Origin of the sequence: Vibrio lentus (genome assembly GCF_030409755.1) — a bacterium.
In the GTDB taxonomy this organism is placed as follows: Bacteria; Pseudomonadota; Gammaproteobacteria; order Enterobacterales; family Vibrionaceae; genus Vibrio; species Vibrio lentus.
The window spans coordinates 1,833,491-1,850,623 of record NZ_JAUFQE010000001.1; the positions used below are offsets into that span (position 1 = coordinate 1,833,491).

General features: G+C 42.5%; 15 protein-coding genes. 9 read left to right on the top strand and 6 right to left on the bottom strand.

The window, feature by feature from the left end; translation table 11 throughout:
* Positions 1-11 precede the first annotated feature (11 nt).
* Entirely contained in the window at positions 12-242 is a 231-nt protein-coding gene (locus tag QWZ07_RS07815; protein ID WP_029221973.1) for a hypothetical protein, read from the bottom strand.
* 274 nt (positions 243-516) lie between these two features.
* Here QWZ07_RS07815 and hcp point away from each other — a divergent pair, with 274 nt between their 5' ends.
* Positions 517-2,178 (top strand): hydroxylamine reductase, encoded by a 1,662-nt coding sequence (gene hcp, locus QWZ07_RS07820; protein WP_012600311.1) that lies wholly within the window; start codon positions 517-519, stop codon positions 2,176-2,178.
* 112 nt (positions 2,179-2,290) lie between these two features.
* Complete coding sequence (locus tag QWZ07_RS07825) at positions 2,291-3,370, top strand: FAD-binding oxidoreductase (RefSeq protein WP_192853013.1); 1,080 nt, start codon at positions 2,291-2,293, stop codon at positions 3,368-3,370.
* 245 nt (positions 3,371-3,615) lie between these two features.
* Here the strand turns inward: QWZ07_RS07825 and QWZ07_RS07830 are convergent, their stop codons facing one another.
* Positions 3,616-5,052 carry a glyceraldehyde-3-phosphate dehydrogenase gene (locus QWZ07_RS07830; protein WP_017105329.1) on the bottom strand — a complete coding sequence of 479 codons (1,437 nt, stop codon included), beginning with the start codon at positions 5,050-5,052 and terminating at the stop codon, positions 3,616-3,618.
* Positions 5,053-5,955: 903 nt separating this feature from the next.
* Here QWZ07_RS07830 and QWZ07_RS07835 point away from each other — a divergent pair.
* Positions 5,956-8,520, top strand: coding sequence for a hybrid sensor histidine kinase/response regulator (locus QWZ07_RS07835; RefSeq protein ID WP_192853047.1), 2,565 nt, complete (start codon positions 5,956-5,958; stop codon positions 8,518-8,520).
* A 97-nt stretch (positions 8,521-8,617) separates the two neighbouring features.
* Here QWZ07_RS07835 and QWZ07_RS07840 read toward each other — a convergent pair whose 3' ends face one another.
* From QWZ07_RS07840 to QWZ07_RS07850, 3 genes are all read right to left on the bottom strand, one after another.
* On the bottom strand, positions 8,618-8,854 hold the full coding sequence (locus QWZ07_RS07840; protein WP_017110768.1) for an SMP domain-containing protein: 237 nt from the start codon (positions 8,852-8,854) through the stop codon (positions 8,618-8,620).
* 162 nt (positions 8,855-9,016) lie between these two features.
* On the bottom strand, positions 9,017-9,643 hold the full coding sequence (locus QWZ07_RS07845; protein WP_102517800.1) for a D-Ala-D-Ala carboxypeptidase family metallohydrolase: 627 nt from the start codon (positions 9,641-9,643) through the stop codon (positions 9,017-9,019).
* 418 nt (positions 9,644-10,061) lie between these two features.
* On the bottom strand, positions 10,062-10,376 hold the full coding sequence (locus tag QWZ07_RS07850; RefSeq protein ID WP_017105326.1) for a DUF496 family protein: 315 nt from the start codon (positions 10,374-10,376) through the stop codon (positions 10,062-10,064).
* 195 nt (positions 10,377-10,571) lie between these two features.
* Here QWZ07_RS07850 and QWZ07_RS07855 point away from each other — a divergent pair, with 195 nt between their 5' ends.
* The 5 genes from QWZ07_RS07855 to luxQ all read left to right on the top strand — a co-directional run bounded on the left by QWZ07_RS07855 (position 10,572) and on the right by luxQ (position 15,792).
* A complete protein-coding gene (locus tag QWZ07_RS07855) occupies positions 10,572-10,772 on the top strand; it encodes a hypothetical protein (RefSeq protein WP_192853014.1) in 201 nt (66 codons plus the stop codon).
* Positions 10,773-10,835: 63 nt separating this feature from the next.
* Positions 10,836-11,492, top strand: coding sequence for a YceH family protein (locus QWZ07_RS07860; RefSeq protein ID WP_065112737.1), 657 nt, complete (start codon positions 10,836-10,838; stop codon positions 11,490-11,492).
* Positions 11,493-11,807, top strand: coding sequence for a GIY-YIG nuclease family protein (locus tag QWZ07_RS07865; RefSeq protein WP_065105355.1), 315 nt, complete (start codon positions 11,493-11,495; stop codon positions 11,805-11,807).
* Positions 11,808-12,115: 308 nt separating this feature from the next.
* Positions 12,116-13,210: a substrate-binding domain-containing protein gene (locus QWZ07_RS07870; protein ID WP_017111763.1), complete on the top strand. Its 1,095-nt coding sequence runs from the start codon at positions 12,116-12,118 to the stop codon at positions 13,208-13,210.
* Positions 13,210-15,792 (top strand): quorum-sensing autoinducer 2 sensor kinase/phosphatase LuxQ, encoded by a 2,583-nt coding sequence (gene luxQ, locus QWZ07_RS07875; RefSeq protein ID WP_192853015.1) that lies wholly within the window; start codon positions 13,210-13,212, stop codon positions 15,790-15,792. The genes QWZ07_RS07870 and luxQ overlap by 1 nt, the downstream gene beginning before the upstream one ends.
* 16 nt (positions 15,793-15,808) lie before the next feature.
* Here the strand turns inward: luxQ and QWZ07_RS07880 are convergent, their stop codons facing one another.
* A complete protein-coding gene (locus tag QWZ07_RS07880) occupies positions 15,809-16,468 on the bottom strand; it encodes a PilZ domain-containing protein (RefSeq protein ID WP_192853016.1) in 660 nt (219 codons plus the stop codon).
* Positions 16,469-16,666: 198 nt separating this feature from the next.
* On the opposite strand from QWZ07_RS07880, the gene QWZ07_RS07885 reads away from it, so the two are divergent.
* Entirely contained in the window at positions 16,667-17,017 is a 351-nt protein-coding gene (locus QWZ07_RS07885) for a HopJ type III effector protein (protein ID WP_065105359.1), read from the top strand.
* The last annotated feature ends 116 nt before the right edge of the window (positions 17,018-17,133 follow it).

Sequence of the window (17,133 nt, forward strand, 5' to 3'; positions counted from 1 at the left end):
TAAAGTTTAGATTACTTTCTGCTTGAAAGGTCTTCGTATTCACCTTCAATAACACCGGCATCATTGGTTGATGACTGACGCGTGTTCATATGAGCTGCGAAACCTTGTTTCTTCATTTGATTCTGAATGCGCTTGCCAGTAATTAAAGCTGCGATAGCCAAAGGAATAGCAAGAATCAAGCTTGTGAATAGCGCCAAAAGGCCGGTAAACAATGCAACAATCGTAACTAATATATTTTTCATATTCATTCCTCTCTTTCTATGTTGTTACTTTATCGCTTCTATTCTGAACGAAACATGAACACCGTAAAATATTCTTCAAGAGTCACTATGACACAGGTGTGTGTGGTTTTCGGGTTTATATGTAGTCATATTCACGCACTAAAAATATGGAATTTACTTAAGTTTATAAAAATCAATAACTTAAAAGTTGGCACGCTTGATGCTCTATAGGGTTTGGAATAAGTCACTGTAAGCAAAGCACTTACAGCTAATAAAAAATCACTGGAGCCCCTTTATGTTCTGTATTCAATGTGAACAAACGATTCAAACCCCAACCGTAAAAGGCTGTTCTTTCGCACAAGGCATGTGTGGAAAAACCTCGGAAGTATCCGACCTTCAAGACGTGTTGGTGCATTCTCTTCAAGGTGTTTCTTTTTGGGCAAGCCTAGGTCGCGCTTGCGATGTTATTGATACAGAAGTTGATGAGTGGGCACCAAAAGCGTTCTTCGCAACACTGACTAACGTTAACTTCGACCCTGCTCGTATTATCGAATTCGCGCAACAGTCTCATGAATTCAAGCAGCGTTTAGAGCAAAAAGTTCGTGCAGCAGCAACATTGATTGGTTTTGAAATTCCAGAGCTTTCTGCAGCAGCACAGTTCGATCTTCCAACAGATTCTTCAGAGCTATTGGCACTTGCGCCTCAAGCTGCTGTAAACCGTGGTCACGACTCTCAACACGAAGATGTGATTGGTCTTCGTCTTCTTTGCCTATACGGCTTAAAAGGTGCGGCAGCCTACATGGAGCACGCTCGTGTTCTTGGTCAAACTGATGACGCTATTTTTGCTGAATACCATGAAATCATGGCGTTCCTAGGTACAGATCCATCCGATCTAAAACAGTTACTTGATACATCAATGCAGATTGGCTTGATGAACTACAAAGTAATGGAAATGCTAGACAAAGGCGAGACAGATACCTTCGGTCACCCGCAACCAACAACCGTGAATGTGAAGACTAAAAAAGGTCACTGTATTCTTGTTTCTGGTCACGACTTGCATGATCTAGAAAAGATTCTTCAACAAACTGAAGGCAAGGGCATCAACGTTTACACTAACGGTGAGATGCTACCAGCACACGGTTACCCAGAGCTAAACAAGTACCCACACCTTGCGGGTAACTACGGTAGCGCTTGGCAGAACCAGCAAAAAGAATTCGCTAACTTCCCTGGCGCAATTGTAATGACGTCTAACTGCCTGCTTAACCCTGATGTAGGTTCTTACGCAGACCGTCTATTTACACGCAGCATCGTAGGCTGGCCAGGTGTTGATCACCTTGAAGGCGACGATTTCAGCGCAGTAATCGACTGTGCACTGGCGCAAGAAGGTTTCAAACACGACGAGATCGAGCAAATGATCACTGTCGGTTTTGGTCGTAACGCGCTGATGGAAGCGGCACCTGCGGTTGTTGAGCAAGTGAAAGAAGGCAACATCAAACACTTCTTCCTAGTTGGTGGTTGTGACGGTGACAAATCTGAACGTAGTTACTACACAGACTTCACAGCTCAAGCGCCAGAAGATTCAGTAATCCTGACATTGGCATGTGGTAAATTCCGTTTCAACAAAAACCAATTCGGCGACATTAACGGTATCCCACGTCTGTTAGATGTTGGCCAATGTAACGATGCTTACTCTGCGATTCAGCTTGCTATCGCACTGTCTCAAGAGTTTGATTGTGGTATCAACGAACTTCCGTTAACGCTGGTTCTATCTTGGTTCGAGCAAAAAGCGATCGTTATCTTGCTTACTCTGTTCGCTCTAGGTGTGAAAGGTATCTACACAGGCCCTACAGCCCCTGCGTTCCTAACTGAAAACCTACTTAAGATTATGCAAGACGAGTTCGATATGCGTTCTATTTCAACGCCAGAACAAGATCTTAAAACAATCTTAGCGGCTTAATTTAAGCCAACCTGAAGCCTCGTTGTTGTGACGTTTTTAATAAAACAAACAGCTGCGGGGCTTTTTAGATTTAAATCTTTAGTCATTTAATCATCAGTAAGGTGCGTGAACTATGTATGCATGGTCGGATAGCGATTCAATCAATTTAGTGTGTTTAAAGAAATGGCACGAGACGCCAGATACGGTCAGCTTTGAGCTTGGCAGTATTCCACAAGACTTACATTTTAATTTTAAGCCAGGACAATTCATTACTCTGGGTTTAGATATGCCGACGAAAACCGATTATCGTGCCTATTCTGTGGCTTCTTGTCCTGAAGATAATCGCCTGAAGCTCACGGTGAAACGTGTGGAAGGTGGCTTGGTTTCGAACTTTATTGTTGATGAGCTTGATGAAGGTGATGAGGTTTCAGTATTGAAGCCTGCTGGCGCGTTTAACTGTATTGATTGCATGCCAACAGCGACGAAGAAAGTGACGCTAGTGAGTGCAGGTTGCGGTATTACACCTGTGATGGCGATGGCAAAATATTGGCTGGCTCAAGGCAGTGATATTGAGATCGACTTCGTGCACATGGCACGCAATAAGCGAGAGACCATTTACTTTCAAGAACTGCATCAATTAGATGAGGCGCACAGCAACTTCAATCTTAAATTGCTGCTAAAAGACAGTGAAGGAACATTAGCTCCTCAAGGTCGATTAGATAAGAATTGGTTAGTAAAACTAAGCCCTGATATTTTAGACCGAACTGTTTATCTATGCGGTCCAGTTGGCTTTATGCAAAACATAGAAAGCTACCTGAAAGAACTAGAATTCAACATGGAAAATTTCTATCAAGAAAGTTTCACGCCAGCGAACCCAAACACGGATTCACTGGCCAATAGCGATACAGCTTCAGAAGAGTCACAAGCGGGAGCGTCTGCAGATTCAAATGGCGCTGTTAAGGTGTTTGTTCCTGCATTTGGCGCAGAAGTAGAAGCGGAAGCGGGTACACCACTGGCTGATTCATTAGAGAAAGCTGGTGTTCCGATTATTATTGCCTGTCGCAGTGGGATTTGTGGTTCTTGCAAGTGCAAAGTAACCAAAGGTTCAGTGGAATCAAGCAGCCAAGAGACTTTGACGCCAGAACAGATTGAGCAAGGTTATGTCCTTGCGTGTTCGAGTACGATTCAGTCAGATGTTGAGGTTGAGCTGTAACAGGTGTGAAGTCGAGCTTTGTTAGAGTGAAGAAGACAAAGTTGGCGTAATAGAGACCAAAATAAAAGTAACAGATGTAAAAAGGCCACTTAGATCAGATAGAGAGAGCAGATCTAAGTGGCAACCTTCCTGTTTATACGGGGGAGTAAAACAAGAAGGGTTGCGAAGCCCATAATAGACTTCGCAGATATAATTATTATGTTGTGGAGCCGTTTGCGCTGAGTTAGTTACAAGATCGAAGTCGTTTAAACTTCAGGGTATGTCTTGTAACGAACACCCATCATCTGTTCCATACAGTGAACAACCTGACAGCTGTAGCCAAACTCGTTGTCGTACCAAATGTACAGAACAGCGCGGTTGTCTTGCGCGATAGTTGCAACACCGTCAACCACACCTGGGTGGCGAGAACCAACCAAATCGGTAGATACAATCTCGGTTGAGTCGGTGTAATCAATCTGTGCAGATAAAGTTGAAGATAGCGCCATTTCACGCAGGTATTCGTTCAACTCTTCTTTGTTTGTGCCTTTCTCAAGGTTTAGGTTTGCTACTGCCATTGAAACGTTTGGCGTAGGTACGCGAATCGCATTACCTGTTAGCTTACCTTCCATTTCTGGCATCGCTTTTGATACCGCTTTAGCAGCACCAGTCGATGTCAGTACCATGTTCAATGATGCAGCACGACCACGACGATCACCTGAGTGGAAGTTGTCGATAAGGTTTTGGTCATTGGTAAATGAGTGAACCGTTTCGATGTGACCTGATAGGACACCAAACTTGTCGTGAACCGCTTTTAATACCGGCGTAATCGCGTTTGTTGTGCAGCTTGCAGCAGAGATGATCGTATCTTCTGGTTGAATGTCATTTTGGTTTACACCAAATACAACGTTCTTGATTTCACCTTTGCCTGGCGCAGTCAGTAGAACCTTCTTCGCACCATTACACGCAACGTGTTGGCTTAGGCCTTCAGCATCACGCCACACACCTGTGTTATCAACCACAAGTGCATTCTCGATACCGTAAGAGGTGTAATCCACTTCTGCTGGCTTGTTTGCGTAGATAACTTGGATGAAGTTACCGTTAACGATGATCGCTTTACGTTCTTGGTCTACAACGATGCTGCCGTTGAATTGGCCATGAACAGAGTCACGACGTAGCAAGCTTGCACGTTTTTCTAAGTCACCGTCTTTGCCGCCACGAACAACAATTGCACGTAAACGCAGTGGGTAACCTGGGCCACTTTTCTCGATCAATAGACGAGTGAGCAAGCGGCCAATACGACCAAAACCGTACAAGACAACATCGCGAGGTTCTGTCATCGCATCGCCTTCAAGCGATTCTAAAAGTGCAGTTTGTAGGAAATCATCCAACCCGTGTGTGTCTTCGCGATCTTGCCAGAATGTATGAGCAAGGCGGCCAACATCGATACGACATGGAGACAAGTCCATAGAGAGAAGGTGTTGAATGATTGGTTGAGTCTGTTCTGCGGTAAGCGGAGAACCAGTGTAACGTTTTGCGATGCGGTGAGCTTTGATGATGTCGATAGTTGTTGCGTTAACCAGTGTTTTACCGAAGAGGATAACTTCAACGCCTTTTTGGCGGTACAACTGACCTAAAGTAGGAGCGATTGATTCAGCAATAGTTTGACTAGTTTGCCAGTCTAGGAGGTGCTTTTCGGGACTCATCTTTACTCGGGACCTTTCACGTTAATTTCTGCAATCATAGCGAATGTAGGGTAGCCATGAGTGCATGGGGGAATTGAGCTATCTAAGCTTTTGTGGTCTTTAACGCCACTTAAAATGCGCTTGATATGCCTTGTGTGTAACTTGTAATTTTTATGTGGCAGGATTGTAAGGTACGACGGGTTATTCTGCTAGGAAAAATAAATGCAGATAAATTGTCTGTAAATTGGCATTACCTTAGTCATAAATTAAGGTTTTAGCACTCATAAAGGCTATTGACTTTAACAATCTGTAGCACTTAATTTTCGCCAAAAAATACTCAAATCAAAATATGATATGTAATACAGGTCATGGTGATCATTAAAGATGTGATCATTAACTCAGGTTACACGTAAACGGTAAACAACAGATAAGCAAACCGACCGTTTTTCCTGTTCGACCTTGGCATAAGCTTAGGTAGAGTGCGAAAAGTGCATGACGCAAACGATTAGATCTCACAATTTTCACCTAATTGTCGACTTTATTAATGTCTAGAGTTGTTACTCTCTGCCTTGTGAGACCGATAGGCTTTCTTTTTCACTTGTTATGCGAGTGATAATAACTAGATAAATCTTGCTTCACTTGTTTGTACCTCTCTTGAGTAGACCTCATGGGTTTACACCTCACTGACTCAAATAAATTCCTCCCACTCTTAAAGCACCGAAAGTGATACCAGTTGATATAAATGTCTATTCTGGGCTCAGAGTATCGTCAGTTCATATCCAATTTGATCAATAACCTCTGTTAATGTCCTATCCTTAACGTGGGCTAGGTAAAATTACTGTCGGGAAGGGAGTCGTTATAAAAATGATAAACATGTCAATTAGATGGCGTCTTATTTTTCTTTCCACGGTTTCTGTATTCATTATGTTTGGGTTTACAGTCAATGAAGTGCTAAAGAACGATAAGAAGATGAACTACCTTGAAACAACGCGTATTAAGGTCGAAGCGCTTCAATCTTTCAATACTATTTCAAGTAATGCCTATCGATGGTTGGTTCTGTCTAATGACTCTCCTGAGAAAGGTCAGCTGCTTTTAAAGTTGCAATCAGAACTGGATCGGCTCACTCAGTATGAGATAAGACTTCAACAGTTCGACGCTAACTGGAGTGTTGAACCACAGTTGGTCGAACTTAAAAACGTTTTGATGAGCCTTGCTCAAATGCCAGAAACTAACGACAACGCACGATTAACTGAACACGCTTTTGATTTGCTGAAAGACGTGTTGATGGAACTGTCTGAATATCAAATGATCTTGGTAGATCAAGATATCGGCCAAGCAGAGGCGATGTTTGTCCATTTGACTAATTACGTGTTCTGGACTCAGAGAGAGGCGTGGTTAAGCTACAGTTTGTATCGCTCTCCAGAATTGAAAAACCAATATCTACTGAGTTATGTTGGTGCTTTGGAAAGACAACAACAGTTATTAGACACGTTTTTTCGTTCGGACACTCGCTCTTCAAATATTAGACAACTGTTAGACACAGTCTCCAAAGATGAATTTCAAGACAAATTTACATCGCGAATCCTCAAAGGTGACTTCTCGTCACCAGAAATCTATGACCATTTGAAAAACTTAGAGCTGAAAAAACGAGCTATTTCACAAGCAATTGGTGCTTATACCAAGCAATTACAATTTGATCTGACAAAGAACATTGCCCTACAAAAACGCCAAACCTTGATCATAACATTACTGATTCTGGTTGCTTCAGGCGCTCTGTTATGGCTCGGAATCGCTACCTCTCTACGCTTAAATCGAAACCTATCATCGATCCTAAAAGGGGTGTCGGAATGCGCAGATAGCTATGGCAAGCCCAAGGTGATTCACATTCAAGGGAACGATGAGCTTGCTGAATTCACTGAGACTCTAAATCGAGTGATGGAACGTAACTACCATCACAACCAAGAGTTAATAAAAGCCAAAGAAGACGCGATTTCGGCAAACAAAGCCAAAAGTGCCTTTCTAGCGAACATGTCCCATGAAATCCGTACGCCGCTCAATGGGATTATCGGCATGGCCGAGATTTTATCTCAGAGCCAACTGAGCGCTAATCAGCAAGAAGTGCTTGGGGATATCGAATCGTCTTCTCACTCCTTGCTGGTTCTTCTAAATGACATTCTCGATCTTTCAAAAATTGAGTCGGGTAACTTAATGTTGTCGCCACACAATGCCGACTTGAGAGAGGCCGTCTATGACTCTGTGAGTGTGATTCTGTCGAAAGCGATGAGCAAAGATATTGAACTCGACATTAATATTGACCCACAAACACCACCACAGCTCTTCTTTGATGAGTATCGTGTTAGACAGGTGCTCACCAACTTACTATCGAATGCGATTAAGTTTACGTCTAAAGGCTCAATCACCACAGATATTGCTTATACACCCATGTCGTTAGGTCGAGGAAAGCTTGATTGCACTGTGACTGACACCGGTATAGGGATTGAACCAGAGAAACTAGAGTCGATTTTCGAACCTTTCACACAAGAAGATGGCAGTATCACTCGACAGTTTGGAGGCACAGGTTTAGGGCTAGCGATTTGTCGACAGCTTGTTGATCTGATGGGAGGGTATATCAGCGCCCAATCAGTGAAAGGCGAGGGTTCCACGTTCTCGTTTTGTCTGTATGTCGATATTATAGAAAGCCACGTTCAAACGTTCGAGAATTTGAGTCATGCAACGATAATTTCAAATTCCTTTAATTACTTAGACCAGATGGTAAAAGAGTGCGAGCGTTTTAATATCCGAGCGCAGGTGGTTCCATCGATCTCTGAACTGGATGCAAGTATTACCGAGAGTGACTTGATACTTTATTGCCATACGTTACATCACTCCATGGATAAAGATCTTGCTGTGCTTAAGGAACTCTATCCTCTTTCTCGTGTGATCGTGTGTCAACATCACCTATTCAAAACGAACTTGATAACGGAGCCTGTTCACTCATCTCATACTTTACCCTTCTTGGGTAAACGATTTTTAAATAGCTTATTGTCGCTTGATGTCGGTGAAGAAGAAGTTGAGCAAGAGGAACTTGAGACGGAAGAAATTCGCTCGTTGAATCGACGAATATTAATTGTCGAAGATAACTTGATGAATCAAAAGATAGCGAGCTTCTTTCTTGAGAAAGCGGGTTATGAATATCTGATTGCCAGCAATGGTCAAGAAGCGGTAGATGTAATTACTCAAGGCGCTCAGTTTGATGCGATTCTAATGGACTGTATGATGCCTGTCATGGATGGTATTACCGCAACTAGAGCGATCCGAGATTGGGAAGCAGAGCAGGGCGTTACGCCATTGCCGATCATTGCCCTGACAGCCAGCGTGTTGGACGAGGACATTAAAGATTGCTTTGAAGCTGGTATGAATGCTTACTTACCTAAACCTTATAAATCCCACCAACTTTATGACCTTTTTAGCAGCTTAGATATCGTTTAAGCCAACGAACACCTCTTTGATGAAGACGTTGAGCGTACTTCAATGATCCGAGGTGCGTGGAATTTAAATGGTGCTGTTATTAATGGTTGTTCTATTCCTACCTTACTTCTAGCCCTAGGTTATATTGAGCAAGACAGCGACCGACATAACTAATCTTTAGCAAGGCAGCCACCAATATTGTACTGATGTGCGCAACGACTTGAATTGGCAGTGAGAAATGGTCGGCCATAGGATAAGCCACTATGATGCTAAGAAGCATTAGCAGAGCCGTTATTGCTAAACTGAAGTTTGAAACAGAAAGTAGAGTTTGAAAGCGTTGAGTCATCGTCTTCATGTGAATTCCTAATTGCTATTAATAATGATGATACTTATCAATAGCAATTAGTGTTCCATTTTTATTTATTGATTTAAATCAATTGTTTATGGCTTTGCATTTCATGCTGGTGTCAGATTGACACTCATCTTATCGTTGTCATTATGACCCTTCTGTGTATATTTACCATTGTCTGAATCCACAAGTATCAATATGGAACCGAACTCCAGAATATAAACCCAGTCCAACGTTATTCTTTTGCCCAAATTCAGCATGAATTTTTTTAAGCTTCACGTGGAGATCTTCGCGAGTAATATCATTCGCGGGCACTAAGTCTAAGGCACAAAATTCCAAGTGTTTACTTCGTAGCGCACCCCCCGCTTGTTGATTATAGATATCGGTTCGCTCCCCTGACACAGGGATAACAACCCCGATTTCTGGTTCAATATATTGTTGGATGTATTTGAGGGTGTTAATCATGTTGGGAATGTGCTTTTTATTGGGAAGGGTAAACAGCGTGGTGTTGCTCATCGCCCAGTCGGTTCCTTGCAACAGAACTAAGTGCAGAGGCATGCTTTGTGTGATGCCATTGTCTTTGAATTGTTGTCCGACAGCTTTGACTTGGTCCTGTGCATGATTAAGAAGCATCCAGCCTCGGAATGCTGATCTCGTGGGAACTTTGTAACCATGAACATCGACCACGAGGTCGTCATAAGTGATTTCTTGCTCTTCGGTATAAAGCTTCTCAAATTCTTCAGGGTAGGGTTGTGCCGTTGATAGCGCTAAGGTAATCAGAATACTCGCGTACATAAGGTCACTCCATTGCTTAGGTTCACTCAGCTACTTATATTCACTCAGTGATTTACGTTCGCTTAAGTATAGACGTTAGTATTTGGGTATAAAAAAACCCACTACAAAGAGTGGGTTATTAGGGCGTGTTGAATTTTCGAGCTGGTTTTTGCAGCGAGTTGCTGGGTATTTGTACAAGGCAGAGGCGTCGATGTGTAGCTAGCCTACATGAGAAGCCGATAACGTAGTAGAAATGACCAGCAAACGCTGCCCGAAGGGTTCGGCTAAAAGCGTTTTACTCTTTGTTGAGGGAGATTTGCTTAGAATGACTAGGCGACTTCCCCCTCGCCGCGATTAAAACGCTTTTATCTCGAACAAAATTTAACCTCGAAAGGTCAATACGCCCTAACATTGTTGCAAGTAAATTCGCTAGGTTAGATTATTTCTTACCTTGGATTTGCTTGTCTTCTTCTGTTAGTTCACGAATACGGCGGCTGATGTCGCGACGAGCTTTTGAAATCTCAGCGCTTTTGATGATGTGATCATCAACGCGGTCTTCGTAGTCAGCTTTCATGTTTTTGATAATGCCTAGGATCTCGTCATGAGTCATTTCTGGCTTGACGTAGTCAAGTAGGTTATCAAGAAGGTCGACACGCTTACGGTTGTCACGAACTTTCTTTTCGTTGTCTAAAAGTTCACGCTTAAGTTTGTTCTTACGTCGTGCTTGGTTAACAATTTCAAATACGCTGCTCATAGATTCCTTTTCCTAATCGTCAAATACGTTGTCTGGTTCTGATTAAAGCACATCAGTTGGTGTTGTAACAGTCTTTAGATCAAAGCAAAAGTAAGGTTGTATAATTATTCGACACTCTCGCTCAAGTGCGATTGTTTTTATCTAAGAGTTCAAGTTAGTATCCAGTATAGATACTTCATTGATACGAAATGTGAAATGAATCAACAACAATTAGAAACAGACGATCTGGTAGAGGGTATTACCGAATCTTCAGCAGAACAAAGCAAGCTTCGAGAGGCGTATGTCAAAGAACGTACTTATCTGGAAGTCGTGGAAATAGAGCTAAACCGTTCTAAAATCATAATGATTGACGAACAAGGCCGAAAGAAAAGAGTACCTATTTTGTCTGAGCACTAGTCATCATTGGCTGCATTCTTCAGTGTTGAGACGGAGTAATCAAAATAATAAAAAGGAAAAATGATGAACACAGTACTTTCCCCAATTGAAGCGAGAATTATCGGTTGTTTGATCGAGAAAGAAGTTACCACTCCTGATCATTACCCGTTAACGTTGAACAGCTTAACCACTGCATGTAACCAAAAGAGTAACCGTGAGCCTGTGCTCTCTCTTTCTGAGTCTGAAGTATTAGATGCTGTTGATGGATTGATAGCGCGTCGTCTTGTCAGTGACGAAAGCAGCTTCAATAGTCGCGTGAATAAGTATCAGCACCGTTTCTGTAATACTGAATTTGGTGATTTGCAATTTACTGAGCAAGAGCGTGCGATAATCTGCTGTATGCTTCTTCGTGGCGCACAAACGCCTGGTGAATTGCGCACAAGAACAGGTCGCCTGGCAAATTTCAGCGATGTTAAGGAAGTGGAAGCTACGCTAGACAAATTAGCCGTAAGAGAAGCGGGTGCTTTAGTGGTGAAGCTGCCACGTGAAGCGGGTAAACGTGAATCGCGTTACCAACATTTATTGAGTGGTGAAGTGGATGTTGAGTCATTTGCAACTGCGTCTGTAGGAGCTTCTCAACCAACCGCGAATAGCGGAAGACTTGAAGAGTTGGAAACCGAAGTCGCGAGCCTAAAGGCGGAAGTTGCTGAGCTTAAAGAAATGGTTGAATCACTACTTTAGATGTCTATCTTAGATAAAAATGCGGGTTGGGTGGTGTACTTGATCCGCAATCGTCACAACGCACTTTATTGCGGTGTAACGAATAATTTAGAACGCCGATTTGAACAACATCAAACCGGTAAAGGTGCAAAAGCCCTTAAAGGCAAAGGCCCACTTGAGCTGGTTTGGAGTTTTGATGTCAGGTCAAAAAGTGAGGCATTGAAAACCGAATACGCGATCAAACAATTACCTAAGCCTCGCAAAGAAAAATTGGTATCACTCAAACTAATTATTGAGTGGCAAGAAGACCAAATTCAATATATCGAAGTCTCATAATTCATAGCTAAAATATTCGTTATTGATTGAATCTTAATAATGCAATCCTCTCTATGTAAATAACTTAAATTACTGAATGTAAAGGGTAATTTAATCTTGTGTGATCGGCTCGATCTCATCATAGAACTCACTCATTACAGTCTCATTTCCAAATTGACATATTGCACATTTAGAATGTCGTTCTAATTAGCGTTAGACGCTATCATTTATCATCGTTGTCCTACATAATATCTTGTAGCCATACAAAGATATGGTGTCATGCTAGGTTAAAAAGTGAGCCAAAGTAGCTCATATGAAACGAGAAAAATATGAAACGTTTACTGATGTTGTTGGGACTTGCCGTATTTTCTGCGCCCGCTCTCTCCCATGGTACCCATGTCCTCAATGGTTATTGGGAATACCAAGATTACCTTTCTAAATTTCCAGAGCAAAAAGCACTGACCGATAAAATGATCGAGGCTGTGCAAAACCACCCCGTTCCCTTAAGAAAAATTCAAGACGAACCCATCACAATCTCAGTGGTGTATCCAGGACAACAGATCTCAGACTATTGGGTTCGCAATATCGAAGCTTTCGAAAAAAGGCTCGATAAGCTGAGAATTAACTATCAGATAAATCAGGTGTTTACGCGAGTTAACGCGGATATCACCCAGCAAAGTATTTCACTACAAGAAGCCATTGAAAACAAAACGGACTACTTAATTTTCACTCTTGACACCACTCGTCATCGTAAATTTATTGAACACGTTTTGACGTCAACGGATACTAAGCTGATTCTCCAAAATATTACTACCCCAGTTCGATCATGGGCTGATAGGCAGCCATTTATGTATGTGGGTTTCGACCATGCGACAGGCAGCTTGAAGCTGGCCGAGTACTTTAAAAGTAACAGTAAATCAGACAGCCAATATTCGGTTTTGTATCGTTCAGAAGGCTATATCAGTGATGCTCGTGGAGACACCTTTATCCATGACGTGAATACCGATACTAACTTTGCACTCAAGTCCTCTTTTTACACTAAATCGGATAAAGAAAGCGGTTATCAAGCGGCGAAAATCAGCATAGCGAAAGATAAAGACCTAGACTTTATTTATGCATGTGCAACTGATGTGGCATTGGGTGCCGCAGATGCCATTCGTGAATCAGGGCGAGATATTCTTCTTAATGGTTGGGGAGGCGGTTCTGCCGAGCTTGAAGCCATCGAAAGAGGTGATTTAGACGTGACTGTGATGCGGATGAATGACGACACAGGTATTGCCATGGCAGAAGCCATTAAATGGGATCTGACGGGTTTAGCAGTACCGACCGTGTATTCTGGCGATTTTGAATTAGTCACCAAAGAAGATTCTCCCGAACGAATTTCTGAACTCAAACAGCGAGCATTTAGGTACTCAGGTCAATAATGAAGAAAAGCTACGCCAGTACGCCTAGGAACACCTTAGCCAAACTGATTACCCGTATCATTATTTTAGTGATAGGGGTTATGGCACTTGGCGTGCTTATTCATAATTATGAAACCAGCAGTAGCATTGTAAAGCAAGAGACGAATCGGACGGTTCAGCAGACATCTAGCTTGATACAGAACATGTTTGATTACCGCTTATCGGTCTTACAAATTCACCAAGACAGCAGTTCGCACAGTGCAGTATTAAGAGAATATTTTAATAGCAATGATGATGAAGAAGCGCTGAGTTACTTTTTCTTTGGTGTTGACCAGCGAGAACCAGATCATGCACCAGACTTGCGTTTCGTTTCTACTCATGACGGTGTCGTTTGGGATGATGGCAATGGTCGATTTTACGGTTTGGATCAGTCCAATCTGGAAAACATTTCTGGTGAAGTCGCGTTCAGCAGTAACTGGCATTTTTTAAAGCTGGTGACGGAGATTGGAGAACGCCATTTATTGGCTCGACGTACGCCGATTGTTGATAATGAAACTGGAGAGGTGCTTGGTCAGTTGTACATCGCCATTGTCTTGGATAATAACTTCTCCCTTGCTGAATCTATTCAACAGGGAAGTAACTGCGAAAACATTGTTATAGAGGCTCACGGTACGCCAGTGACTTCTACATTCAGTGGGGATGAAAGTTATACGATCACGGATATCCTCAACTACAAACAACATGATCAACTCCCCAGTCATTTTGTGACTATCGCGACGATTAAGATCAATGCGGTCGATACACCACTCATTATCCGCGCGGTTCAAAAGAACACTAACTTTATTGCGTTAGAAGAAAACTATGAACGCGCGATCATTGTTGTGATTGTCGTGATCATACTCATGTCCTTCTTTGCTAAAGCTTGGATACAGAGAAAGGTCGCGGCTGAACTCGATAAGTTAATGGATTTTACTCGCTCAGCGAGTGGCGATAATGAAGACTACAACAAGTTTGATGGTTCTAATATCTTCGAATTTCATCATATTGGATGCACGTTAGAAGATACTTTTGAACGATTGTCTGAACAAAATCAAAAATTCCAAGACCTGTTTAACTTTGCTCATTCACCGATATTGGTTTGGTCTGATAAAGGCGACTTGATCCAAATGAACCCCGCGGCTCGTATGGCGCTGTTTGATGAAGATGATAACTATGGTGTGATAGCTCAGGAGTTCGAACAACGAATGCTGCCTAATATTCAAATGGTGGTTCAAGGGTCAAAGCTCACGGGTATCAATGTACCGATCGGAGAGAAGGTATTTCGATGGAATATGTCTGCAATCCGAGTAGAGCACGGAATTACAGGGGTGGTGGTACAAGGTCAAGATATTACGAAGCTCATTGAAGCTGAGCGACAGGCCGATCGCGCTCGTGAAGAAGCCGAGCATCTTGCTAACGTTCGCGCCGACTTCTTAGCAAAGATGAGTCACGAGATTCGGACTCCGCTAAACGGCATTCTCGGCGTTTCTCAGCTGCTTAAACGTTCGATTCACAGCGAAGATAACCGAGAGCAGGTCGATGTACTTTGTAACAGTGCCGAACATCTACTCGCGGTACTTAACGACATTTTGGACTTCTCTAAAATTGAGCAGGGACAGTTCAACATTCAGAAGAAAGATTTTCGCTTAGTCGAGCTTATCAATACGCTCGACAGTATCTATCGTCCGCTGTGTAAAGATAAATCGGTCGACTTTAGCATCGTGAACAATCTAGTTAATGATATTGAACTCTATACAGACCAAGTTCGATTGAACCAGATAATGTTTAACCTACTGAGTAATGCTCTCAAGTTTACTCATCAAGGCAGCATCTCAGTAAGTTTCGAATTGGAGAGTATCTTTAATTCAGACAACGCTGGTTTGATCATTCGAGTTAAAGATACCGGTATCGGCATTGATGAGAGCAAGATAGACGCCGTGTTTGAACCTTTCGTGCAAGAAGAAGAAACCACAACTCGCGAGTATGGCGGAACCGGTTTAGGACTTACCATCGTTAAGAACCTAGTCGATATGCTGGAAGGTGATATCCAAGTGCGCAGCGCTAAAGGAGAAGGATCTGAGTTTGTTATCGAGATCCCTGTAGAGCTATCTTCACAACCATTATTAGGATCGCCTCTGCAACCTCAGATTGACCCTCAAGCGCTGTTTAGTCATTCCCTTAAAGTATTGCTGGTGGAAGACAACCACACGAACGCGTTTATCGCACAAGCTTTTTGTAAGAAGTATGGGATGGTTGTCGTTTGGGCTAAAGATGGCTTAGAAGCGATAGAGTTGGCGAAAGCCGAGGCGTTTGATCTTATTTTGATGGATAACCAACTTCCGAATTTAGGCGGCGTAGAAACAACCCTGCAATTAAGAAGTGAAATTGGAATATCAACACCGATCTATGCCTGCACAGCTGATGCACAACAGTCGACGCGAGACAGCTTCATGGCGGCAGGAGCCAATTATGTGATAGTTAAGCCGATCAAAGAGGAATCGTTGCACCAAGCTTTTGTGCATTTCAAAAACGTTTACTCAGGCGACATGGAGCAACCGAGCTAATAGAGCGTTCTTGTCTTTATAAAGAACCCGCTGTAAAGGCTTGCTCCAACAGCAACGTTTTCAATTCGTCATTCATCTCTATATGTTCAGGGAACTGTACCCCCAACAACCAACCTTGGCCTTGTCTTTTTTTACTCACAACCTTGTAGACAAGTTTGCTATCTAAATACTCAGTCAGCATTGAGTCGACCTTGATCTTCCAGCCGATATCGATATCCGATTGCTGGGTAATATAGATGCCGCAACCTGATGCAGAAAAGTCCACCAAGGTTGCATCCAATGACAAGGTGTCAAAGGTGACTTCACACTCGAGACGAACTTTGTACCTTTCGTGCTCGCGAATAGGTTTTGTCGCAAAGCTAGAAGGTGGGCGAAGAAATACAAGATGTGCGGGCGAGGTGATATGAGCTAGTACATTGGTCTTAAACGCGACAATGTGACCAAGTTCTGTATCGGTAATCGCTCGAATAATGATGTCGACATTACTAAGCTTTCTTAGCGTCAGTGCTTCCGTGGCTTTTTGTGAAAGCTCCAGAATCAAGTACTGCTCTTGTTTGTGTCCGATATACAGCGTGCTTATCTGAATTGAGTCATCTGGGCCAAATTCCAACACACCTGCTGTTCTTGTACCGGGTTTAAGGTATCTGAACAGTTCTAAGTTTTTATCTTTATGCATATTCTTCAATGAACAATGTTAATCATCTGTTCAAAATAATATAACGTCCTGATAAATGTATGTCATTAGTTTCATTTAAGTAATTGCAAAAGTTGGGTCAAAAAGTGAATGGCTTTCCAATATTAAAACTCAGCTTACTCTTATCTCAAAACACGATACACTGCTGTCGTTAATTATGTACTGATGGAGAAATATTAAATGGAACTGGAAACTTTACTAAACACGCTGACTCAAGCTCCAGAAAGCATTCAATTTGAAGATACAATGCAGGTGATTGAGGCGAACTATGACTTTTCTGAGAGTGAATTTCGTAATGGTGATGTCGTGAATGCCGCGGGACAGAACAATGGTTCGTGTAAGATTTTTGCTTTTGGTTTAGCTCAAGAGCTTTCTCCCGAGCAAACACTGGCTTGTTTTGGGCAGTTTTATCGTAATGATGTATTAGGCTTTCCTGAGAATACCGACCATCAAAATATTCGTAACTTCATGGTTCATGGTTGGAGTGGTGTACAGTTTTCTCAGCCGGCGCTGATTGCAAAAGCGAAGTAAACACTGACCAGACTGACATATGTATTCTGAAGCACTAGCACTAGCACTCGGAATCATTACTATTTGAAGCGAGAAAGTGACATCTCGCTTCACTTGATGTTTTAGATGTTCAGACA